Origin of the sequence: Burkholderia sola (genome assembly GCF_905400185.1) — a bacterium.
In the GTDB taxonomy this organism is placed as follows: Bacteria; Pseudomonadota; Gammaproteobacteria; order Burkholderiales; family Burkholderiaceae; genus Burkholderia; species Burkholderia sola.
Genome location: NZ_FR989676.1, coordinates 2,509,340 through 2,531,984, shown reverse-complemented (window position 1 = coordinate 2,531,984; position 22,645 = coordinate 2,509,340). Strand labels below are relative to the sequence as shown.

At 68.3% G+C, this 22,645-nt stretch carries 22 protein-coding genes; 12 read left to right on the top strand and 10 right to left on the bottom strand.

Features of this window, described 5'->3' with window-relative positions; genetic code table 11:
* Positions 1–24 precede the first annotated feature (24 nt).
* From KR541_RS27775 to hpaI, 7 genes are read left to right on the top strand one after another with little or no spacing between them, the layout of a single operon-like run.
* Complete coding sequence (locus tag KR541_RS27775) at positions 25–714, top strand: fumarylacetoacetate hydrolase family protein (protein WP_050010893.1); 690 nt, start codon at positions 25–27, stop codon at positions 712–714.
* Positions 711–1,475, top strand: a complete 765-nt coding sequence (locus tag KR541_RS27770) for a fumarylacetoacetate hydrolase family protein (protein ID WP_050010894.1) — start codon at positions 711–713, stop codon at positions 1,473–1,475. The genes KR541_RS27775 and KR541_RS27770 overlap by 4 nt, the downstream gene beginning before the upstream one ends.
* 25 nt (positions 1,476–1,500) lie before the next feature.
* Positions 1,501–2,964: a 5-carboxymethyl-2-hydroxymuconate semialdehyde dehydrogenase gene (gene hpaE, locus KR541_RS27765; protein WP_216089925.1), complete on the top strand. Its 1,464-nt coding sequence runs from the start codon at positions 1,501–1,503 to the stop codon at positions 2,962–2,964.
* Between the two features lie 47 nt (positions 2,965–3,011).
* Complete coding sequence (hpaD, locus tag KR541_RS27760) at positions 3,012–3,860, top strand: 3,4-dihydroxyphenylacetate 2,3-dioxygenase (protein WP_050010896.1); 849 nt, start codon at positions 3,012–3,014, stop codon at positions 3,858–3,860.
* Between the two features lie 28 nt (positions 3,861–3,888).
* Positions 3,889–4,281 carry a 5-carboxymethyl-2-hydroxymuconate Delta-isomerase gene (locus tag KR541_RS27755; protein ID WP_011547838.1) on the top strand — a complete coding sequence of 131 codons (393 nt, stop codon included), beginning with the start codon at positions 3,889–3,891 and terminating at the stop codon, positions 4,279–4,281.
* Positions 4,282–4,301: 20 nt separating this feature from the next.
* Positions 4,302–5,105, top strand: a complete 804-nt coding sequence (hpaH, locus tag KR541_RS27750) for a 2-oxo-hept-4-ene-1,7-dioate hydratase (RefSeq protein ID WP_089489299.1) — start codon at positions 4,302–4,304, stop codon at positions 5,103–5,105.
* A gap of 12 nt (positions 5,106–5,117) precedes the next feature.
* Positions 5,118–5,924 (top strand): 4-hydroxy-2-oxoheptanedioate aldolase, encoded by an 807-nt coding sequence (gene hpaI, locus KR541_RS27745; RefSeq protein ID WP_089489300.1) that lies wholly within the window; start codon positions 5,118–5,120, stop codon positions 5,922–5,924.
* Positions 5,925–5,999: 75 nt separating this feature from the next.
* On the opposite strand, the gene KR541_RS27740 is transcribed toward hpaI, so the two are convergent.
* Positions 6,000–6,791 (bottom strand): AraC family transcriptional regulator, encoded by a 792-nt coding sequence (locus tag KR541_RS27740; protein WP_216089924.1) that lies wholly within the window; start codon positions 6,789–6,791, stop codon positions 6,000–6,002.
* 95 nt (positions 6,792–6,886) lie between these two features.
* Here KR541_RS27740 and KR541_RS27735 point away from each other — a divergent pair, with 95 nt between their 5' ends.
* Both KR541_RS27735 and KR541_RS27730 read left to right on the top strand, forming a co-directional pair.
* Positions 6,887–7,138: a hypothetical protein gene (locus KR541_RS27735; RefSeq protein WP_050010900.1), complete on the top strand. Its 252-nt coding sequence runs from the start codon at positions 6,887–6,889 to the stop codon at positions 7,136–7,138.
* Positions 7,139–7,169: 31 nt separating this feature from the next.
* Positions 7,170–8,132: a quinone oxidoreductase family protein gene (locus tag KR541_RS27730; protein WP_050010901.1), complete on the top strand. Its 963-nt coding sequence runs from the start codon at positions 7,170–7,172 to the stop codon at positions 8,130–8,132.
* 144 nt (positions 8,133–8,276) lie between these two features.
* Here KR541_RS27730 and KR541_RS27725 read toward each other — a convergent pair whose 3' ends face one another.
* The 5 genes from KR541_RS27725 to pdxR form a co-directional block, all read right to left on the bottom strand.
* Positions 8,277–9,368 carry a porin gene (locus tag KR541_RS27725; protein ID WP_089489303.1) on the bottom strand — a complete coding sequence of 364 codons (1,092 nt, stop codon included), beginning with the start codon at positions 9,366–9,368 and terminating at the stop codon, positions 8,277–8,279.
* Between the two features lie 157 nt (positions 9,369–9,525).
* Positions 9,526–10,593 carry an ABC transporter ATP-binding protein gene (locus tag KR541_RS27720; protein ID WP_050010903.1) on the bottom strand — a complete coding sequence of 356 codons (1,068 nt, stop codon included), beginning with the start codon at positions 10,591–10,593 and terminating at the stop codon, positions 9,526–9,528.
* Positions 10,586–12,358, bottom strand: coding sequence for an ABC transporter permease (locus tag KR541_RS27715; protein ID WP_089489304.1), 1,773 nt, complete (start codon positions 12,356–12,358; stop codon positions 10,586–10,588). Before KR541_RS27715 ends, KR541_RS27720 begins: the two co-directional genes overlap by 8 nt.
* A gap of 113 nt (positions 12,359–12,471) precedes the next feature.
* Positions 12,472–13,572, bottom strand: coding sequence for an ABC transporter substrate-binding protein (locus KR541_RS27710; protein ID WP_050010905.1), 1,101 nt, complete (start codon positions 13,570–13,572; stop codon positions 12,472–12,474).
* Between the two features lie 192 nt (positions 13,573–13,764).
* Entirely contained in the window at positions 13,765–15,243 is a 1,479-nt protein-coding gene (gene pdxR / locus KR541_RS27705) for a MocR-like pyridoxine biosynthesis transcription factor PdxR (protein ID WP_216089923.1), read from the bottom strand.
* 102 nt (positions 15,244–15,345) lie between these two features.
* Here pdxR and KR541_RS27700 point away from each other — a divergent pair, with 102 nt between their 5' ends.
* The 3 genes from KR541_RS27700 (at position 15,346) to KR541_RS27690 (ending at position 18,942) form a co-directional block, all read left to right on the top strand.
* Entirely contained in the window at positions 15,346–16,587 is a 1,242-nt protein-coding gene (locus KR541_RS27700) for a multidrug effflux MFS transporter (RefSeq protein WP_050010907.1), read from the top strand.
* A 125-nt stretch (positions 16,588–16,712) separates the two neighbouring features.
* Complete coding sequence (locus KR541_RS27695; RefSeq protein WP_050010908.1) at positions 16,713–17,387, top strand: response regulator; 675 nt, start codon at positions 16,713–16,715, stop codon at positions 17,385–17,387.
* Between the two features lie 151 nt (positions 17,388–17,538).
* The gene (locus KR541_RS27690) at positions 17,539–18,942 is read left to right on the top strand and encodes a sensor histidine kinase (protein ID WP_050011087.1); all 1,404 of its coding nucleotides are present in this window, start codon (positions 17,539–17,541) and stop codon (positions 18,940–18,942) included.
* Positions 18,943–19,019: 77 nt separating this feature from the next.
* On the opposite strand, the gene KR541_RS27685 is transcribed toward KR541_RS27690, so the two are convergent.
* The 4 genes from KR541_RS27685 to KR541_RS27670 all read right to left on the bottom strand — a co-directional run bounded on the left by KR541_RS27685 (position 19,020) and on the right by KR541_RS27670 (position 22,635).
* Positions 19,020–19,973: a quinone oxidoreductase family protein gene (locus KR541_RS27685; protein WP_235356115.1), complete on the bottom strand. Its 954-nt coding sequence runs from the start codon at positions 19,971–19,973 to the stop codon at positions 19,020–19,022.
* A 63-nt stretch (positions 19,974–20,036) separates the two neighbouring features.
* Entirely contained in the window at positions 20,037–20,603 is a 567-nt protein-coding gene (locus KR541_RS27680; protein ID WP_050010910.1) for a TetR/AcrR family transcriptional regulator, read from the bottom strand.
* A gap of 117 nt (positions 20,604–20,720) precedes the next feature.
* The gene (locus KR541_RS27675) at positions 20,721–21,587 is read right to left on the bottom strand and encodes an MOSC domain-containing protein (protein ID WP_050010911.1); all 867 of its coding nucleotides are present in this window, start codon (positions 21,585–21,587) and stop codon (positions 20,721–20,723) included.
* Positions 21,588–21,681: 94 nt separating this feature from the next.
* The gene (locus KR541_RS27670; RefSeq protein ID WP_050010912.1) at positions 21,682–22,635 is read right to left on the bottom strand and encodes an ABC transporter substrate-binding protein; all 954 of its coding nucleotides are present in this window, start codon (positions 22,633–22,635) and stop codon (positions 21,682–21,684) included.
* Positions 22,636–22,645 lie beyond the last annotated feature (10 nt).

Sequence of the window (22,645 nt, the reverse complement as noted above, 5' to 3'; positions counted from 1 at the left end):
CGACGCGCGGCAGGGGAATGACGCATGGAGCTGTCTTGCACGACCGCCGCGGCGCCGCCGTTGCCGGTCGCCATCGGTACCGTCTACGGCGCGCTGCTCAACGAGCGCGGGGCGCTCGCCGCACTCGGCGACGCCGTGAACGCACCGCCTTACGGCCGTCCGCCGCAGGCGCCGGTCCTGTACATCAAATCGGCCAACACGCATGCGGCCGATGGCGCCGCCGTCGTCGTGCCGGCCGGCGTCGACGCGCTGGAAATCGGTGCGTCGGTGGCCGTCGTGTTCGCGCGGCGCGCGACGCGCGTCGCGGCCGCGCGGGCGCTCGACTACGTGCACGGCTTCACGCTCGCGAGCGACGTATCGGTGCCGCACCCCGATTACTACCGTCCGGCCGTGCGCTTCAAGTGCCGTGACGGCTTCTGCCCGCTCGGCCCGGCGATCGTGCCGGCCGCCGCGCTCGCCGATGTCGACGCGATCGGGCTGACGGTGCGGATCGACGGCAAGGTGGCTGCGTCCGCGTCGACCGCGACGCTGATTCGCCCGGTGCGCGAGCTGATCGCCGACGTGACGGCCTTCATGTCGTTCGACGCGGGCGACGTGCTGCTGCTCGGCGTCGCGGGCGGCGCACCGCATGCCCGCGCGGGCAGTACGATCGAGATCGCCGCGGCCGGCATCGGCACGCTGCGGCATACGCTGATGGCGGAGGAAGCACGATGAAGACGGCGCGCGTGATCTACAACGGCGCACTGCATGCGGCCGAACCGGCCGGCGACGGCGCGATCCGCATCGATACGGGGCGCGTGGTGGCGGAGGATGCCGTGGTGTGGCTGCCGCCCGTCGCGCCGCGCACGACGTTCGCGCTCGGCCTGAACTACGCCGACCATGCGAAGGAACTCGCGTTCAACGCGCCGAGCGAGCCGCTGATCTTCCTGAAGGGGCCGAACACGTTCGTCGGTCACCGGTCGCTGACCGTGCGCCCGGCGGACGCCACGCACATGCACTACGAGTGCGAACTGGCCGTCGTGATTGGCCGCCCGGCGCGTCACGTGAGCCGCGCGCAGGCGATCGACTACGTGGCCGGCTATACGGTCGCGAACGACTACGCGATCCGCGATTACCTCGAAAACTACTACCGCCCGAACCTGCGCGTGAAGAACCGCGACACCTGCACGCCGCTCGGGCCGTGGTTCGTCAGCCGCGACGAGATCGGCGACGCTGCCGACCTGACGCTGCGCACGACCGTGAACGGCCGCGAGACGCAACGCGGCAGCACGCGCGACATGGTGTTCGACGTGCCGGCGCTGATCGAGCACATCAGCAGCTTCATGACGCTCTCGCCGGGCGACCTGATCCTGACCGGCACGCCCGAGGGGCTGGCGGACACGCAGCCGGGCGACGAGGTCGTGACCGAAATCGAAGGAATCGGCCGGCTCGTGAACACGATCGTCGGCGAAGCGGACTACTATCGCGCCGGCTGAGGCCGTCGCCAAGGAAGGAGAGCACATGACCATCAAGCACTGGATCGGCGGCCGCAAAGTGGAGAGCCGCGACACTTTCACGACGCTGAACCCGGCGACGGGCGACGTCATCACCGACGTCGCATCGGGCGGCGAGGCCGAGGTCGACGCGGCCGTGCGCGCGGCGAAAGATGCGTTCCCGAAATGGGCGAACACGCCGGCGAAGGCGCGCGCGAAGCTGATGCGCAAGCTCGGCGAGCTGATCGAGAAGAACGTGCCGATGCTCGCGGCGCTGGAGACGCAGGACACCGGGCTGCCGATTGCGCAGACGAGCAAGCAGCTGATTCCGCGCGCGTCCGAGAACTTCAACTTCTTCGCGGAAGTGTGCGTGCAGATGAACGGCCGCACCTATCCGGTCGACGACCAGATGCTGAACTACACGCTGTACCAGCCGGTCGGCGTGTGTGCGCTGGTGTCGCCGTGGAACGTGCCGTTCATGACGGCCACGTGGAAAACGGCGCCATGTCTCGCGCTCGGCAACACGGCCGTGCTGAAGATGTCGGAGCTGTCGCCGCTGACGGCCGACCAGCTCGGCCGGCTCGCGCTCGAAGCCGGCATTCCGCCCGGTGTGCTGAACGTCGTGCAGGGTTACGGCGCGACGGCCGGCGACGCGCTCGTGCGGCATCCTGACGTGCGCGCGGTGTCGTTTACCGGCGGCACGGTCACCGGCAAGCGGATCATGGAGCGCGCGGGCCTCAAGAAGTATTCGATGGAGCTCGGCGGCAAGTCGCCGGTGCTGATCTTCGACGACGCCGATTTCGACCGCGCGCTCGACGCGTCGCTATTCACGATCTTCTCGATCAACGGCGAACGTTGCACCGCGGGCTCGCGGATCTTCGTGCAGCGCACGATCTACGACCGCTTCGTGCAGGAATTCGCGCGCCGCGCGAACAACCTGGTGGTCGGCGATCCGGCCGATCCGGGCACGAATCTCGGCGCGATGATCACGCGCCAGCACTGGGAAAAGGTGACGGGCTATATCCGCATCGGCGAGCAGGAAGGCGCGCGCGTGGTCGCGGGCGGCGCGGACAAGCCGGCCGGGCTGCCCGATCATCTGCGCAACGGCAACTTCGTGCGGCCGACCGTGTTCGCCGACGTCGACAACCGGATGCGCATCGCGCAGGAAGAGATCTTCGGGCCGGTCGCGTGCATCATCCCGTTCGACGACGAAGACGAAGGGCTGCGGCTCGCGAACGATACGGCGTACGGCCTCGCGTCGTACATCTGGACGCAGGACGTCGGCAAGGTGCATCGGCTCGCGCGCGGCATCGAGGCCGGGATGGTGTTCGTGAACAGCCAGAACGTGCGCGACCTGCGCCAGCCGTTCGGCGGCGTGAAGGAATCGGGCACCGGGCGCGAGGGCGGCGAGTACAGTTTCGAGGTGTTCGCGGAGATCAAGAACGTGTGCATCTCGATGGGTTCGCATCACGTCCCGCGCTGGGGCGTGTAACGGGCGCGTAGCGATTCGCCGCAAAGAACCATACGGAGACTTGAACGATGGGCAAACTGTCCCTCGCCGCGAAGATCACGCACGTGCCGTCGATGTACCTGTCGGAATTGCCCGGCAAGCATCACGGCTGCCGTGAAGCGGCGATCCGCGGCCACCGGCTGATCGGCGAGCGCTGCCGCGCGCTCGGCGTCGACACGATCGTCGTGTCGGACGTGCACTGGCTCGTCAACGCGGGCTATCACGTGAACTGCAATGCGCGGTTCGCGGGCACCTATACGAGCAACGAGCTGCCGCATTTCATCCGCGACATGCAGTACGCGTATCCGGGCAACCCGGCGCTCGGCCGGCTGATCGCGGAAACGGCCACCGAGCGCGGCGTCGCGACGCGTGCGCACGAGATCGACAGCCTCGAGCTCGAATACGGCACGCTCGTGCCGATGCGCTACATGAACGGCGACCAGCACTTCAAGGTCGTGTCGATCGCCGGCTGGTGCATGTGGCACACGCTCGACGAAAGCCGGCGCTTCGGCGAGGCGCTGCTCGAGGCGATCGAGAAGAGCGATTCGAACGTCGCGTTCCTCGCGAGTGGCTCGCTGTCGCACCGTTTCAACGACAACGGCAGCCCCGAGGAATCGATCCACCAGATCAGCCGCGAATTCTTCCGGCAGGTCGACCTGCGCGTGGTCGAGCTGTGGAAGCAGGGCGATTTCAAGACCTTCTGCGCGATGCTGCCCGAGTACAACGTGCATTGCCACGGCGAAGGCGGGATGCACGACACGGCGATGCTGCTCGGGCTGCTCGGCTGGGATCGTTACGACCAGCCCGTCGAGATCGTCACCGACTATTTCGCGAGCTCGGGCACCGGGCAGATCAACGCGATCTTCCCGCTCGCCTGAGCGCCGCATACCTATCAGGAGCGTTGCCATGCCACACATCGTCGTCGAATACACCGCGAACATCCGCGACGACGCGCGCATTCCCGCGCTGCTGCGCACGATCAACGCGACGCTGATCGCGCAGGGCGGCGTGTTCCCGACCGGCGGCATCCGTTCGCGCGCGATCGAGCTGCACGACTACTGCGTCGCCGACGGCACGGAGGACGACGCGTTCGTCCACGTGACGCTGAAGATCGGCGCGGGCCGCAGCGACGAAACGAAGCAAGCCGCGTGCGACGCGCTCTTCGACGCGATCAAGGCCCATTTCGCCGAGTTGTACGCGAAACGCTATCTCGCGCTGTCGATGGAACTGACCGAGTTCAGCGAAAGCGGCTCGTACAAGCACAACAACATCCACGCCCGCTACAAGCGGGCCGGCTGAACCCCATTCCCGATCCGATCATGCTCGAACCCGCCATCATCGACCAGCTCGCGCACCGTCTGCACGACGCCGAGCGTGCGCGCACGCAGATCCGCCAGATCTCGCTGGACCATCCCGACATCACGATCGACGACGCGTATGCGATCCAGCGCGCGTGGGTGACCCTCAAGCTCGCGGAAGGCCGTACGCTGAAGGGGCACAAGATCGGCCTGACGTCGAAGGCGATGCAGAACACGTCGCAGATCGACGAACCCGACTACGGCGCGCTGCTCGACGACATGTTCTTCGAAGACGGCGGCACGATCCCGACCGGCCGCTTCATCGTGCCGCGCGTCGAGGTCGAGCTCGCGTTCGTGCTCGGCAAGCGGCTCACCGGCCCGAACTGCACGATCTTCGACGTGTACGACGCGGTCGATTACGTCGTGCCGGCGCTCGAGATCATCGACGCGCGCAGCCAGTCGATCGACCCCGACACGAAACGGCCGCGCAAGGTGTTCGACACGATCGCCGACAACGCGGCGAACGCGGGCGTCGTGATCGGCGGCCGGCCGGTGCGCCCGCAGGACGTCGATTTGCGCTGGGTCGCGGCGATCATGTCGCGCAACGGCGTGGTCGAGGAAACCGGGGTCGCCGCCGGCGTGCTGAACCATCCGGCGAACGGCGTCGCATGGCTCGCGAACCGGCTGTCGCGCTTCGACGTCGCGCTGGAGCCGGGGCAGATCGTGCTCGGCGGATCGTTTACGCGGCCGTGCGCGGCGCGTTCGGGCGATACGTTCAGCGTCGACTACGGCCCGCTCGGGACGATCCAGTGCTACTTCGAGTGAGGTGAGCGAACGATGCAGATGCCGTCGAATGTCTTCAAGGCCGCGCTCGCACGCGGCGACGCGCAGATCGGCCTGTGGCTCGGTCTCGCGAATCCGTACAGCGCCGAAGTGGTCGCGGGTGCCGGTTTCGACTGGCTACTGATCGACGGCGAGCATGCGCCGAACACGGTGCCGACGATCCTCGCGCAACTGCAGGCGATCGCGCCGTATCCGTCGCATCCGGTCGTGCGCGTGCCGTGGAACGATCCGGTGATCGTCAAGCAGGTGCTCGATCTCGGCGCGCAGACGCTGCTCGTGCCGATGGTGCAGAGCGCCGACGAAGCGCGTGCGGCGGTGGCCGCGACGCGTTACCCGCCGCACGGGATGCGCGGCGTCGGTAGCGCGCTCGCGCGCGCGTCGCGGTGGAATCGCGTCGGCGCGTACCTGCATCGCGCGAACGACGAGATGGCCGTGCTCGTGCAGGTCGAGACGCGCGCGGGGCTGGACGCGATCGATGCGATTGCGCGGGTCGACGGCGTCGATGGTGTGTTCATTGGCCCGGCCGATCTCGCGGCCGATCTCGGCCATCTCGGCCACCCCGGGCACCCGGACGTGCAGGCCGCGATCGATGGCGCGATCCGCGCGATCAAGGCGGCCGGCAAGGCGCCGGGCATCCTGAGCGCGGATGAAGCGGCTGCGCGGCGCTATCTGGAAGCGGGTGCGTTGTTCGTCGCGGTCGGCGTCGATACGACGCTGCTGGCACGGAGCGCGGAGCGGCTTGCCGCGCAGTTCAAGGGGAACGGCGGCGATGTCGTGAAGAAGGGCGACGGCACGTATTGACGTAGTGGCGGGCGGTTTTTGTCCGCTGACCGCCGGCCGTTCGCCGTGCGGCTTCATGCACGCGCATGGCCGTATCTATTCCTCCGCTCGCCTTCCCGTCTCCATATACTTCCCCGGCGTCGTCCCCAGCGCACGCCGGAACATGTCGATGAACGCGCTCACGTTGTCGTACCCGAGATCGAGCGCGATCGTCGTCACCGGCACGCCGTCGGCGATGCGCTCCAGCGCTCGCAGCAACCTCGCCTGCTGACGCCAGTGCGCGAACGTCAGCCCCGTCTCGGCGACGAAGCGGCGGCTCATCGTCCGTGCGCCGATGCCGGCCCATTCGGCCCATTCCTCCAGCCGCCGGTCGTTCGCGAGATCCGCGGCCAGCGCATCGGTGATCTTCACGAGCCGCGGGTCCCGCGGACGGACCAGCCCCAGCGCCTCGGCTTCCGATGCCGCGATTTCGTCAAGGATCACGTCGGCGATCCGGGTCTGCGCGGCATCCAGTTCCGAGTCGCCCCAGCTTGCGGCGCGCTGCACGGCTTCGCGCAGCAGCGGCGTCGTGCGGATCGCGCGCGGCGTCGCCGGCAGCGTCGCGCAGCGGGCTTCGGCGACGAACGCCGACCAGCCCGAAATCGGCCCGAACGAGCGCAGCGAATGCCGGCAATGCGGCGGAATCCAGATCGCGTGGATCGCCGGCACGACCCATTCCTGGTCGTCGAGGCCGATCGTCACCAGCCCACTCAGCGCGCCGACGAGCTGGCCGCGCGCATGCGAATGCGGCGCGGTGATGCGCGGGTCGCGTTGCGACAGGACGGCGGCGACCACGAACGGGCCGTCGTCGGACGTGACGAAGCGGGCGGGCAGGAGTGGATCGGACATGGCCGGATATCGGTATCGAATGGCCGTTATACCGGAGATCGGCCGGTTTCGCACGCCTACACTGCGTCCATCGATGACAACCGGAGTAAGACGCGATGCGAGCCGAACAGATGCTTCCCGACCATGCCAACCAAATCGATGCCGGCGGAACGACGATCCGCAAGGGGACCGTTGGCGCGTTTCTGGTCAACGCGCGTGTGTTGACCGATCCGAACGCCGCGCCGGCGGAGAGGGCGCGCGCGGAGGCCGATGCGATCGACGCGTTGCCTGCACTGCGTGCGCTCGGCCTGTTCGACGTACTGGAAGTACGCGATCCCGCGCTGCGCGCGTGGCTCGATGCCCGGTAAGGGCCCACCGTCCAGGATTGAAGGAACCACCATGAAAGCAGCAGTCGTTGAAGGCGCCGGACAGCGTCCGGTTTATACCGAGTTCGAACCGCCGCGCGCGATGCCGGGCCACAGCCTGATTGACGTGACGGCGTCCGCGCTGAGCCGCATCGCGCAGGGGCGCGCCGCGGGCACGCATTACTCCTCCGTTGGCGGTTATCCGTTCGTCGTCGGTGTCGACGGCGTGGGGCGTCTCGACGACGGTCGGCGCGTCTACTTCTTCGGTGCACCCACGCCGTTCGGCGCGATGGCCGAACGCACGATCGTGCTCGATACGCAGTGCGTGCCGCTGCCGGACACGCTTGACGATGTCACCGCCGCGGCGATCGCGATTCCGGGGATGTCGTCGTGGGCGGCGCTGACCGAACGCGCGCGGTTCGTCGCGGGCGAGACGGTGCTCGTCAACGGCGCAACGGGCACGTCGGGGCGGCTCGCGGTGCGGATCGCGAAGCATCTCGGTGCGGCGAAGGTGATCGCGACGGGCCGCAACGCGGCCGCGTTGCAGGCGTTGCTGAAGGCCGGCGCGGATGCCGTCGTGTCGCTGCAGCAGGACGACGCCGATCTGGCGCGGGCGCTCGAACCGCATTTCCGCGCGGGCGTGGATGTCGTGCTCGATTATCTGTGGGGCGCCAGCGCGCGGACGCTGCTGGGCGCCGCCGCGAAAGCGACACCGGGCGGGCGGCGGCTGCGTTTCGTGCAGATCGGCTCGATCGGCGGCGCGGACTTGCTGGTGCCCGGCGCCGTGCTGCGGGCGACCGCGATCGAACTGATGGGCAGCGGGATCGGCAGCGTGTCGCTGCCGCGCTTGCTGGCGTCGGTGCGCGGCGTATTCGACGCGGCCGGGGAGGCGGGCCTTACGATCGACACGCGCACCGTGCCGTTGTCGGCCGTTGGCGAACACTGGAGCGATTCGAGCAGCGTCGTGCGTCCGGTGTTCACGATGCGTGGCGAGTGAACGGCGGATCGCCACGTGGCGGGCCGGATGTGGCCTGAGCGCCGGGTTGCGCGGCGGCATCGGGCCATTCGCCGTCATGCCGCCGCGCGTAGCGTGAAAGCAGGCGGGGCGGCCGATCACCCGCTGCCGCTCGTCACGTCAGCTTCAAAACCGCTGCTGAATCCCCGCCGTGACCCCGACCTGCGTGGTGCCATACCCGTTGAAATCGCGCGACACGCCGACTTTCTGGTCGTGTTTCGCGATCGCGAACGCCCCGGCCGCATACAGCACCGTGCGCTTCGACAACGCGTACTGCGCGCGCACCGACACCAGTGTCGGGTCGGCATCCGTGCCGCCCTTGATGTTCTGGTGATAGACGGCCGCGATCAGCGAGAACGTCGGCGTGAACTGGTACGACCCGCCGAGCCAAACCATGTCGCTCAACTGGTTCGCCGCCGTGGTGCGGAACGTGCGCTTGTAATTGCGGTATCCGGCCATCGTTTTCAGGTTGCCGAAGTCGTAGCTCAGGCCCGCGTGGATGCCTTGAATGTAGTTGACGGTATCGGCCGGCGTGACGCTGTCGGCCGCACCGTTCTGCCGGTCGAACGTGACGACGGCGGCGAACGGCCCCGTCTCGTAACCGATCGCGAAATCGTACTTGGAGCTGGTCTTCACGCTGCCCGGCACGTTGCCGAAACCGTACAGCGCGCCGAACTTGAAGCCGCTGAATTCGCCGTCGTAGCGCACGGCGTTCGACGAGCGCGTGAACATGCCGTCCTTGCGGCCGCCCGTCGCCATCGACGACGAGGCCCACGAATAGTTCTGCGAGTAACCCATCGGGTCGAACGGCATCATGTAGTCGTACGTGACGGTGAAGTTGCGGCCAAGCGTCAGCTCGCCCCATTTGCTTTTCAGGCCGACCGTCGCGCGGCGCGCGAAGATCGAGTCCGGGCCGTCGTCGGACGCACCGTTCGCGAGATCGATGCCGCTTTCGAGCCGGAACACGGCCTTCAACCCGCCGCCGAGATCCTCGACGCCGCGCAAGCCCCAGCGCGACGTGTTCTTGTTGCCCGACTTCAGCTTGATCGAATTGCCGCCTTCCGGTGCCGCATGGTTCGCGAATTCGATGCCGGCGTCCATGATCCCGTATATCGTGACCGACGACTGCGCGTGCGCGACCGGCGCGGCGAGACAGGCGGCTGCAGCCGAACCGGTGAGGACTACTGCTCGAATAGAACGTTCTGCGCGTGACTTCATTTTGACGGTGTCTCCTGGGTTGTTTTAGGCGGGGTGAAACGGAAAACGGGCACGCAGCGCGCCATCGGCGGACGCGATGAAGCGTCCGTCGATGCGAGTCGCAAAGGGATACGCGCTCGACTGCCAGCGCGGCGGCGCGCGAGCCGCCGCGATCGGGTCAGCCCGCTTTCGCGAACGCCCAGCAGTCGTTGGTCGGGAATTCGATCCAGTGCTTGCCGGCCGCGCGCGGCACATGGCCGAACGCACGCAGGCGCATGTCGCCGCAATGGAACAGGTATTCCCATCGGTCGCCGAGATACATCGACGTGACGAGGTCGGCCTGCAGCCGGTTCGCGCCCGGGCCGTCGGCGACCTGCACGCGTTCGAGACGGATCACGGCCTGGGCGTCCTGGCCCGGCGCGAGCGTGTCGCGGGCAAGCGCTTGCAACTCCCAGCCGTCGCCGGCGAGCGTCACGCATTCGCCGTCGATCGCGGCGACGCGCGCGTCGATGCGGTTGTTGCTGCCCATGAACTCGGCCGTGTACAGCGAGCGCGGCGCACCGTACAGCTCGGCCGGCGTGCCTTCCTGCTCGATGCGGCCGTTGCGCAGCAGCAGGATGCGGTCGGACATCGCCATCGCTTCGGTCTGGTCGTGCGTCACGCACAGGGCCGACAGCCCGAGCGACACGATCAGCTCGCGCAGCCACGCACGCGCCTCCTCGCGCAGCTTCGCGTCGAGGTTCGACAGCGGCTCGTCGAGCAGGATCACCGGCGGGTTGTAGACGAGCGCGCGGGCGATCGCGACACGTTGCTGCTGGCCGCCCGACAGCTGATGCGGAAAGCGCTCGGCGAGATGGCCGAGGCCGAGCTGGTCGAGCGCGGTCTGCACGCGCTGCTTCTGTTCGGCCGGCGCGACGCGGCGCAGCTTGAGGCCGTAGCCGACGTTGTCGGCGACGGTGCGGTGCGGCCACAGCGCGTACGACTGGAACACGAGGCCGAGCGAACGCTGTTCGACGGGCAGGTCGATGCGTTGCGCGCCGTCGAAGAACACGCGCTCGTCGAGCTGGATGCGTCCGTCGGACGGCTGTTCGAGGCCGGCCACCGCGCGCAGCAGCGTGGTTTTGCCGCTGCCCGACGCGCCGAGCAGGCACACGACTTCGCCGGCCTTCAGTTCGAACGACACGCCCTTGAGGATCGGGTTGGCGCCGTAGCTGAGGTGCAGATCGTCGACGATGAGCTTATCCATGAAGTTTCACTCCGAAGCGCAGGGCCACGCCGAGACCGGCGCCGACCATCGCGATGTTGATGACAGAGAGCGCGGCGACCTGGTCGACGGCGCCGGTCGCCCACAGCGACACGAGCAGCGCGCCGATCACTTCGGTGCCGGGCGACAGCAGGTAGACGGCGGTCGAGTATTCGCGCTCGAAGATCATGAAGATCAGCAGCCACGCGGCGAGCAGGCCGAAGCGCACGAGCGGCAGCGTCACGTCGAGCGACACGCGGCTGCGCGTCGCGCCGACGCTGCGGCCGGCTTCTTCCAGCTCGGGGCCGACCTGCAGCAGCGCGCTCTGGATCAGCCGCATCCCGTACGCGAGCCACACGACCGTGTACGCGATCCAGATGCTCCACATCGAGTTCTTCAGTTCGCGCAGGCCGGGCACGAACAGGAAAATCCACAGGAACGCGAGACCGGCGAGCAGGCCCGGCACCGCGCGCGGCAGCAGCACGAGGTAGTCGAGCAGCCTGGTCGCCCAGTCGGGGCGACGGTGGCCGGCGAACGCGACGAGCGAGTAGAAGCCGATCGCGAGCGCGCCGCCGATCACGCCGATGCCAAGCGTGTTGACGATCGCGCGCACCAGGTTGTCCTGCTCGAACAGCTCGATGAAGTTCGACAGCGTCAGTACCTCGGCGAGCGCGACGCCTTCGCCCCAGTTGGTCACGAACGCGCGCAGCACGATGCCCGAGATCGGCACGATCACGGTCAGCATCAGCCACAGCGCGACGATCGCGAGCGCGACCCAACGCCACACGCCGAGCGGCAGCACCGTCGCGCGGCCGGCCTTGCCCTTCACGGTGACGAAGCGGCTCGCGGTCTTCAGCAGGCGGCGCTGCAGCAGCACGAGCGGGAACGTGATCGCGACGATGCACACGGCGACCGCGGCCATCAGGTGATACGACGGCACGCCGAGCTTGTTGGTCAGCTTGTACAGGTAGGTCGCGAGCACGAGGTGGCCTTCCGGGTCGCCGAGCACGAGCGGCAGCCCGAACACCTCGAAGCCGAGGAAGAACACCAGCACGCCGGCGAACAGCAGCGCGGGCATCGTCATCGGCAGGCTCACGTCGAGCGCGACGCGGAACGGGCGGGCGCCCGTCACGCGCGCCGCTTCCTCGACGTCCGAGCCGAGGTTGCGCAGCGCGGCCGACGAATACAGGTACACGTGCGGCACGTGCGTGAGGCCGACGATCACCGTGATCGCGAAGATCGAATACACGTTCCAGGGCACGTTCTGCACCCCGAACAGTTCCTTGAACCACACCGAGTAGAAGCCGACCGGGCCGGCCGCGACCACGTAGCCGAACGCGAGCACCATCGGCGACACGAACACCGGCGTGAGCAGCAGCGGTTCGAGCCAGCGGCGGCCGGGCAGGTCGGTGCGCACCATCAGGAACGCGAGGATGCCGCCGAGCGGGATCGAGATGAACAGCATCCCGCCGGCGATGATGAACGAGTTCTTCACGGCCGACCAGAAGTCGGGATCGCTGAAGATGAAGCGGAAGCCGTCGATGCCGAGCGTCTTGTTCGCGTCGAAGAACGGCGCGGACAGCAGGCTCTGGAACAGGATGAAGCCGAGCGGCAGCGCGACCGCGACGGTCAGTACCGCGACGACGATCCAGCGCAGCATGCCGGCGAGCGGCTGCAGGCGGCTGACCGGCAGCGCGGGAACGGCGTCGCGCGGGCCGGCGGCGGGTGGAACGGCCGGTGCCGTGCCGCGTGTGCTGGTTGAAAGCATGAGTTCGCCCCTGCGGCCATCCGGATGGCCGCCTCAAGGAAGTCGGTGAGGAGAAGGGGCCGCCCGCGCGACGGGCGGCGGGCAGCCTGGGTCAGCCGAAGCCGATCAGCGCATCAGCGCTTGATCGCCTGCTGCCATTGCTTCAGGAACGCGAGGCGCTTCGACTGGTCGAGATAGACGAGCAGGCCGGTGCCGATCTGGATCGGCTTCAGCGAATCGCCGAGTTCCTTCGTGAGGCTCGCGGCCGACGTCTCGCCGGTCACGTCCGCGCGGATCGCGTACAGGTTCGCCTGGTTCGCGATCAGCGTCTGGCCGCGCTTGGACAGCAGGTAGTCGACCCACAGCTTCGCGGCGTTCGGGTTCTTCGCCTTCTTCGACACGGTGGCGAGGCGGCTCACGACCTGTGTGTAGTCCTTCGGAAACACGTAGCCGATCGACTTGTCCTTCTTCGCCTTCGCGTACGCGTACGAACCGATGATGTTGTAGCCGATCAGGTTCTCGCCCGACGAGATGCGCTCCATCATCGCGCCCGTGCTCGACTGCAGCTTCGGGCCGGTCGCGCCGATCGCGTTTACCAGCTCCCACGTGACCTTCTCGTTCACGTGCGCGTCCTGGGTCAGGTAGTTGAAGCCGACGCCCGATTTCTCGATGTCGTAGGTCGTGACCTTGCCCTTGAACTTGTCGGCCTGCGTGGTGAGCAGCTTGATCAGCTCGGCGCGCGTCTTCGGCACTTCGTTTTCGGGGATCAGGCGCTTGTTGTAGACGATTGCGAGCGGCTCGAACGTCGTGCCGTACGCCTGCTTCTGGTATTGCGCCCATTGCGGCACGTTCGGGCTTTCGGGCGAATCGTAGGACGCCATCAGGCCGTCGTTGACGAGCTTGACCTGCAGGTCCATCGCCGAGCTCCACAGCACGTCGGCGCTGGTGCTGCTCGCCGCGTTCTCGCTGATGTAGCGGTTGTACAGCTCGGTGCTGTTCATGTCGTTGTACTCGACCTTCACGCCGTACAGGCTTTCGAAGTCCTTGATCAGCGGACGTACGAGGCCCGTGTCGGTCGTCGAGTAGACGATCAGCTTGCCTTCCTTCTTCGCGGCGTCGATCACGCCCTGGTAGTTCCCCGGGTAGCCGGCCGGAACCTGCGCGGCGGCGCTGCCGGCGGCGGTGCCCAGAAGGACCGCCAGCGCGGCGGCGAGGTGCTTCGGTGCAAACGGCATGTCTTCCTCCAGTGATGCGTCGATGTTGTTCGAGTGACGCGGATGTTAAGTGCGACGCACTTTCAGCCCGCTTTCATTTCCGTTCACAATCGTGCCGTTCGTGTCATGGATTTCCCGAGGTCGACGCGGCCGCCGCCGCGGGTTTCGCGGCGCGCGGCAGGGTTCGAAAGGGAGAGGGGGCGAGGTTGCCGGCTACGCGGACGCGGCCAGCAGTTGTCCGAGGACGCGGCCGCCATGCCGTGCGTGCGCGGCCGTCAGCGCCGCATACCCGACGACGACGCCCGCTTCGCACCGGGCGCTTCGACAGAAGCCGTGGATCGGCTGCAACTCGATGCCCGCCGCGCGGGCTTGCGAAACGTACGCAGCCTCCTTGATGCCGGGTGGCAGCCACAGCACGAAATGAAAGCCCGCATGCTCGCCGGACACCGTGTATCGGCCGCCCGCATGCTTCGCCAACTGGTCGAGCACGATGTCGCGCCGCTGACGGTATGCGTGGCGGGCGGCGCGCAGGTGCTTCGCGAAATCGCCGTGGCCGATGAAGCGCGCGAGCGCGAGCTGCGGCGCGACGCCGACCGAGCGCGCGGTCGCGTGCCACACGGCGGACAGCGCCGGCCGCAGTGCCGCCGGCACGACCATGAAGCCGATGCGCAGCCCGGAAAACAGCGTCTTGTTGAACGACCCGCAGTAGATCACGCGATCGCACGCATCGAGCGATTTCAGCGCGGGCAGCGGGGCGGTCTGGTAGCTGAATTCGCCGTCGTAGTCGTCCTCGATGATCCACGTGCGGTGGCGTTGCGCCCAGTCGAGCAGTTCGAGCCGACGCGACACCGACATCGTGACGCCGAGCGGCGCCTGATGGGCCGGCGTCACGTAGGCGGCGCGCGCATCGGGATGGCGGTCCAGCGACGCGGTGTCGATGCCTTCCCGATCGACCGGCACGTCGATCGCGGTCGCGCCCGCGAGCGTGAAGATCTGCCACGCCGACGCATAACCGGGATCTTCCATCAGCACCGTCGAGCCGGGCGCGAGCAGCGTGCGCGCGACGAGGTCGATCGCGTGGCGGATGCCGGTCGTGATGACGATGTCGCCGGCCTCGCACGGGATGCCGCGGTATTCGCGCAGGTACGCGGCGATTTCGGCGCGCAGGCTTTCGACGCCCTGGGCCGGCGTCGCGCCGAGCTCGTCGGCCGTCGCGGCAAGCAGGCCGGCGCCGAGCGCCTTCTTCCATTGCTGCATCGGCAGCAGGCCGGGATCGGAGAGCCGCGCGACGAACGGGACGCCCGGACGCACGCCGTGCTCGGATTCGGCCGCGGCGGCCGGCGCCGGGGAGGCGGCGGCGTGGAGCGGGGCGCCGTCGCGCGACTGCGCGGCCGCGCGCAGATAGCTGTCCGGCACTACCGCGCAGACCCGTGTGCCGGACCCCTGCGTGCGGGCGATGTAGCCCTCGGCGCACAGGATGTCGTATGCCGCTTCGACGGTGCCGCGCGCGACGTCCCAGCGCGCGGCCAGCGTCCGGCTCGATGGCAGCGGGCTGTCGGCGGACAGCAGGCGCTTCAGGATCGCGTCGCGAATCGTGTCGGCGATGCATTCCTGCTTCGATTGCGGGCTGCCGCCCGACAGCCCGGCGGGGCGCGGCAGATCCAGCGGAATCGCGGCTTTGCCTCGCGGCATAGTGGTCCAGTCAATAGTCGATTTAATGGCCCTTCAGCTTATATCACTTTCACCTTAGATTGCTGTCGACTTCACCCATCCTGACCGAAACGGACTCACCGCATGAAGACGCGCTCATTACCCCGATGGGGCTGGCTGTTCCTGCTGATGCTCGTGGTGTGCCTGCCGCGCGTCACGATCGATGCGTACCTGCCGTCGCTGCCCGCGATGGCGGACGCGCTGCACGGCACCGACGCGCAGTTGCAGCTCACGCTGACCCTGTACATGGTCGGCTATGCGCTGTCGATGCTGGTGTCGGGGCCGCTGTCCGACCGCTACGGCCGACGTCCGGTGCTGCTCGGCGGCCTGGGCGTGTACGTCGTCGCAAGCGTCGCATGCGCAGGGTCGACGAGCATCCCTGCGCTGATCGCCGCGCGCATGTTCCAGGCGCTGGGCGGCTGCACCGGGACCGTGATCGGCCGCGTGATCGTGCGCGAACGTTTTCCGGCCGCGACTCAGGCCACGATGCTCGGCCATATTTCGGCCGGCATGGCGCTGTCGCCGGTGGTCGCGCCGCTGGCCGGCAGCGCGATCGCCGAGTGGCTCGGCTGGCGCGGCGTGTTCGGCTGGCTGGCGGCGGGCGGGCTGGTCGCGGCCGCGATGGTGCTGCGCTACCTGCCCGAGACGCGCGAATGCGACGCGCGGCCGCCAGCCGGCGCCAGCGCGGGGTTGCTGCGAACCTACGCCGGCCTGCTGCGCGAGCGGCGCTTCCTGCGCTATTCGCTCGCGATCAGCTTTGCTTACTGCACGTACTACCCGTTCATCGCGGAATCGTCGACGCTGTTCCAGCGGCACATCGGCGTGTCCGGGCCGGTCTATGCGGCGATCTTCGGCGTGACCGTACTCGGCTATCTGGTCGGTTCGAATATGTTCGCGCGGATCAGCGCGCGCTGGTCAGCCGATTCGGTCATCGCGGCGGCGGCGGCCGTCAATCTCGTCGGCGCCGCCGTGCTGGGGATCGGCGGCGCGATCGCCCCGACTTCGGTGACGGCCCTCGTCGCACCGATGTTCGTCGTGATGATCGCGGTCGGGATCGCGATTCCGGCCTGCCAGTTCGCGGTGATGCAGCCGTATACGAAGATCGCCGGTACGGCGTCGGGGCTGTTCTTCTTTATCCAGATGGCGATCACGGCCGCGTGCGGTGGCGTGCTGGCGTGGCTGTCGGACGGCACCGCGCGCCCGATGATCGCCATCACGGCCGGCGCGAGTATCGCGTTCGTCGCGGTGGTGGCCGGTTTTCGCGAGCGGCGTGTGACCGGCGATGCGCGCATCGCGGCGCGCAACCGTCCGGCTGCCGAGCGCTGAGCGGCAGCCGCCGGCGCCGCCCGCGGCCGCTTCGCAACACCCGCGCAACCCGTGTTTGCGCGAGGCGTGGAGACGGAAAGGATCATGTAATGTAGCGGGCTGTCGCTGACCTTACCGGAATCCCCATGCGCGTGCTGCTCGTCGAAGACAACCCGAACCTGGCCCAGTCGCTGAACGACGCGCTGAGCGCCGCGCGCTTCGCGGTCGATCACATGGCCGACGGCGAGGCGGCGGACCACGTGCTGCGCACGCAGGATTACGCGCTGGTGATCCTCGATCTCGGGCTGCCGAAGCTCGACGGGCTGGAGGTGCTGCGGCGGCTGCGCGCGCGCCGCAATCCGGTGCCGGTGCTGATCCTCACCGCGCACGGGTCGGTCGAGGACCGCGTGAAAGGGCTCGATCTCGGCGCCGACGACTATCTCGCGAAGCCGTTCGAATTGACCGAACTGGAGGCGCGCGCCCGCGCGCTGATCCGGCGCAGCCTCGGTCACGAGCACTCGCGCGTCGAATGCGGGCCGCTTTCGTACGACAGTATCGACCGCGGCTTCCATCTCGCGGGCGAGCCGCTGTCGCTCACGCCGCGCGAGCGCTCGGTGCTCGAGGTGCTGATCCTGCGCAACGGCCGCGCGATCAACAAGGACACGCTGTCGGAGAAGATCTTCGGGCTCGACGAATCGGTCAACGCGGACGCGATCGAGATCTACGTGTATCGCCTGCGCAAGAAGCTGGAGAACACGGGCGTCGCGATCGTCACGCTGCGCGGCTTGGGCTACTTGCTCGAAGCGAAGGCGGACGAGTGATCCGCCTTCACGCTCACCGTCATTCACTGGCCCCCGAGGAGGCGCATGCCGTCGCCGGCCGGCTTCGCAACGACGACCTCCGGCCCGGGCGCAGGGTAATGCGCCGCGAATACCCCGCCATGCCCGTCGGGACGGCCCGGCGAGCCGCATGATGACCCGCCCGAACCTGCGCGCGCAGGTCGCGCTGTGGCTGCTGTTGCCGCTGCTCGGCCTGCTCGCACTCGACTCGTGGCTCACGTACCAGCGCGCGATGAGCGCCGCGCACGTCGCGTTCGACCGCACGCTGTCGTCGTCGCTGAAGTCGATCCGCGAAGGCGTGCGGCTCAACGCCGGCGAGATCGAGGTCGACTTGCCGTATCTCGCGCTCGAAATGCTCGAATCGAGCGACGGCGGCAAGATCTACTACCTGATCCGCGAGGACAACGGCCGCACGGTCACCGGCTATCCCGATCTACCGCTGCCGCATGGCCGCGACGCGGGCGATGGCGCGCTGTTCGTCACGCGCTACTACGACGTCGTGTATCGCGGCGAGCAATTGCGGATGGCCGCGTTGCGTATTCCCGTGCACGACGTGCCGACCGCGCAGTCGCGCATCGTGTGGGTGATGGTCGGCGAGACGATCGAGGCGCGTCAGGCGCTCGCGCGCGAGATCCTGATCGGGTCGCTGCTGCAGGAAGGGCTGCTCGTCGTGCTGGCGCTCGGAATCGTGTGGCTCGGCGTCGGGCGCGGGCTGCGGCCGCTGAACCGGCTGTCGGCGACGGTCGCCGCGCGCAGCGAGGACGATACGACGCCGCTCGACACGGGCGCGATGCCGAGCGAACTCGCGCCGCTCGTCGATTCGATCAACCAGTACATCGGTCGCACGCAACGGATGCAGGTGGCGCGGCGCCGCTTCTTCGCCGATGCGGCCCATCAGTTGAAGACGCCGCTCGCGGCCGTGCAGGCGGGCGTCGAACTCGCGTTGCGGCCCGACGAGCAGCCGCGCGCGAACGTGCACCTGCGGCGCGCGAACGGCGCGGTGCGGCAGGCCGCGAAGATCGTCCAGCAACTGCTGTCGCTGTCGCGGCTCGATTCGGACAGCGGTCATGCGGTCGCGCACAAGCCGGTCGCGCTGCATCGGCTCGCGCGCAGCGTGACGCTGGACTGGTCGCCCGTCGCACGCGCGCGCGACATCGATCTCGGGTTCGAGCACGAGGCCGACGTCGACGTGCTCGGGCAGTCCGACCTGCTCGGCGAGATGATCGGCAACCTGATCGACAACGCGATCCGTTATGTGGGCGACCATGCGGTGATCACGGTGCGCGTGTCGCGCGACGGGGCGGACGCGCGGCTCGACGTGATCGACAACGGGCCGGGCATTCCGGCCGACGAACGCGACGCGGTGTTCGAACGCTTCCATCGCGGCAGCAAGACGCAGACGGTCGAAGGCACGGGGCTCGGCTTGTCGATCGTGCGCGAGATCGCGCGCGTGCATCAGGGCAGCGTGACGCTGGCCGATGCGCACGGCGGCGGGTTGGTGGTCACGGTGCGGCTGCCGGCGGCGAGCCATCGTTAGAGAGGGTTTCGACACGCGTCGCAGCCGTTGCAGCCGAGTGGCGGGGCGCGCGGCCTGCCGACCGGACGCCCCGGCGCTCACGGCTTCAGCAGCAGCTTGCCGATGGACTTGCGGCTTTCCATGTCGGCATGCGCGTGCGCCGCGTCCGCCAGCGGGTATTCGCCGCCGATCCGGACCTTGAGCCGGCCTTCCGCGATCCAGTCGAACAGCCGCGCCGAGTGCGCGCGGAGCAGTTCGGGCGTGTAGATATGATCGAAGAAGGTCGTATAGCCGATCTTGATGCTCCTCGGCAGGCTCATGAGGTCGATCGGCCCCGGCCCGCCGAGCACCGGACCGTACCAGCAGAAGGTTCCCGAGCGGCGCAGCACGTCGAGCGACCCCTGAAAGGTCTTCGGCCCGGAGCCGTCGTAGACGACGTGCACGCCTTCGCCGTTGGTCAGGCGCAGCGCCTTCGCGGCGAACCGCCCGCTGGTATCGACGATCAGATGATCCGCGCCCGCTTCCCTGGCCGCGGCGACCTTGTCTTCGGACGAGACGCGCCCGATTACCCGGCCGCCGCGCAGCTTGATGATCTGCGTCAACAGCAGGCCCAGCCCGCCGGACGCCGCGTGGACGAAAGCGACGTCGCCCGGCTGTACGGGATAGAAATCGGTCGCGAAATGGCTGGCGGTGAGACCCTGCATCATCACGGCGGCGGCCGTGCGATCGTCGATCGTATCCGGAACCGCCACCAGCGACGTGGCGGGGATCGCAATCTGCTCAGCATAGCTGCCGGGCGCGTAGGCCCACGCGACGCGCTGGCCGGGTGCGATGCCGTCGACGCCGTCGCCGACCGCCAGCACCCGGCCCGCGCCTTCGACGCCAAGAATCTTCGGGTTCGGCCATCCCGTCCACGCCATGCCCTGTCGCACGCCGATGTCCATGAAGTTGACGCCTGCGAAGGCGATCTCGACCAGCGCCTCGCCCGTACGTGCGACCGGGGCGGGCCGCTCGACCTGCTCCAGCATGTCGCGGCCGCCGGTGCCGTTCATCACAATGGCTTTCATGATTTACCTTGTTATTGAATGATCATTCATTAATTTGCCAAAAAAAATCTACCGTAGCGCCCGCAGCGTCATGTCGGCCAACGCGCTCAGGCTTGCGTGGTCGGCGCCGCCGCGACCGGCCGCGCGGATGCCGGTGATGTTCGCGATCAGGAACCGGGCGGTCGCTTCGGGAACGAGGCCGGCGGCCACGTCGCCTTCGCGCTGCGCATCGCGGACTCGGGCCGCGATCGCGGCGATCAGGCTATGGGCCAGCACCGCATGGATCTCCGCGAGCTCGGGGCGGGACACGCCGAATTCGTAGACCGAAATCGTACCAAGACAAGGTTGGGCGGCCGCTTCGACCACGCGACGGAGCAATGCGTCGATCCCGTCGATCGCGCGTGCGCCGCTGCGCAGCGCGTCGAAGTGCGCAGCGCATTCGCCCATCCCGTAGCGGCGCACGGCCGACAGGTAAAGCTGCCATTTGTCGCCGAAGGCCGCATAGAGGCTCTGCCGCCCGATGCCCATCGCGCTGACGAGCATCTGGGCCGAGCTGCCCTCGAAGCCATGCTCGCTGAAAACGGCGATCGCGCCGTCAAGCGCTGCATCCGTGTCGAATTCCCTTGGTCTTGCCATGAGCGAACTATATCAATTCAGGAACAATCGTTCAATAAAATTGTGGGTGGAGAGCCGAGCCTTGATCTGCCGGCGCATGTGCACGCCTGTGCGGCAGTCGTCGTGGCGGATCGTCGCTCAGTCGCCGAACCCGATCTCCGCTTCGACCGGCTGCCCGACTTCGAGCCACGCGCCCGCGCCTTCGACGACGATCGCATTGATGCCGAACGTCAGCGCGCCGTCGTAATTCGGGTTCGCGCGATAGGTCTGCATCGTGTCGGTCGGCTCGTGCGGCCATGCGGGATCGGGCGTGCCGGTGGCCTGGTCGATCGTCGGCACCGGGCAGCGCGTGCACAGCTTCACGAGCCGCAGCCGCACCGGCGTGTCGCCGTCGGTGTCGAGGTGCTCGACGAAATCCTCTTCGTACGCGTCGAGATCCGACACGACGATGTTCGGACGGAAGCGGTTCATCGGGATCGCCGGCGCGCCTTTCGCGGCGAGCCGCGCATTCAGGTCGTCGAGCGACGACTGACCGATCACGAGCAGCGGATAGGCGTCCGAGAATTGCGTATGCGTATCGATGTCGCCGGTCCATTGGCGGTTGCAGCCGCGGCGCGCGTCGGGGCCGAAGCGCGCGAGCTTCGTCGGCGTGCCGAGGAATTCGGTGAGCCACGCGGCCGTGTCGGCGCCCGTGTCGATCGCGTCGACGGTGTCGCGCCACACGGTCGCGGCCATCTTCGGCGTGGCGGGCGTCGCGTCGCCATCCAGCGGCGTGCGGATTGCCGGCATGCCCGGCGCGTTCAGCACGAGCGCGTCGCTGTCGAGCGTCGGGCGGATCAGCGCGAGGCGCGGGTGCGTACGCTGCGTCAGCATCTGCCCGTGCGGATCGGTGATCAGCCAGTGGCGGTCGTACGCGAGGCCCGTTTCGAGCAGTTGCGCACGCGGCAGCGCGATGCCGGCGCAGGATTTGATCGGGTAGACGAAGAGTTCGGCGATGGCTGGCATGACGTGGCGCTGGCTGAAGGCGGGATGATCGAAACGCGATTGTGCCAGATCATGCCCGCGCCGTTCGGGCGGTCGCGCGCCGCCACGCGGCCCGTCACGCGAGCGGGAAGCCCGTGTCGAAGGTCGTGCGCACGTCGAGCGGCTGGCGCAACAGCCCGGCCTTCAGGTAGAAGTCGGCCGTGCGCTGCTGCTCGGCGATCACCGTCGCGTCGATCGGCTGCCAGCGCGTGCCGCGGCGCTCGAACTGCAGCTTCGCGGCGGCGGGCGGAATGCCGATGATGCGCGCGAGCGCGGCCGAATACGCGTCGACGTGCCGGTACGACCAGGCCTGCGCGCGCACGACGCGCCGCAGGAAATCGTGCAGCACGTCGCGCTTCGATGCGATCGCCGCGTCGGTCGCCGCAAGATAGCTGAGGCCCGACCACAGCCCGCGGCCGTTGACCAGCACGCGTGCGCGGCCGCTCGTTTCGGCGAGCGCGGTATAGGGCTCCCAGGTCGCCCACGCGTCGATCGAGCCGGTGGCGAGCGCCAGCATCGTGTCGGCCGGCGGCAGGAAGCGGAACGACACGGCATCGGGCGGCAGGCCGGCCGCGTCGAGCGCCTTCAGCGTGACGAAATGGCCGATCGAGCCGCGCGTGGTGCCGATGCGCTTGCCTTTCAGGTCGGCCGCGCCTTTCAGCGCCGCGTCGGGTTGCACGAGCACGGCCGTGCCGTATGGATCGGAACGGTTCGCGCCGATCACCTTGATGCGGGCGCCCGACGCGAGCGCGAAGATCACCGGCGCGTCGCCGATCGGCCCGCAGTCGACGGCGGCCGCGTTCAGCGCTTCCGCGAGCGGCGCGGCGGCCGGGAATTCGGTCCATGCGATGTCGTATGCGAGGCCGTTCAGTTCGCCGGCCGCTTCGAGCAGCGCGCGCAGCCCGCCTTTCTGGTCGCCGGCGCGCAGCAGCGGGCGGGCGCCGGATTGCGCGCGCAGGGCGGCCGGCGCGGCGACGATCGTGGCAAGGGCGCTCGCCTGCGCGAGGAAGTGGCGTCGGGTCGGATTCATCGTGAAGTTC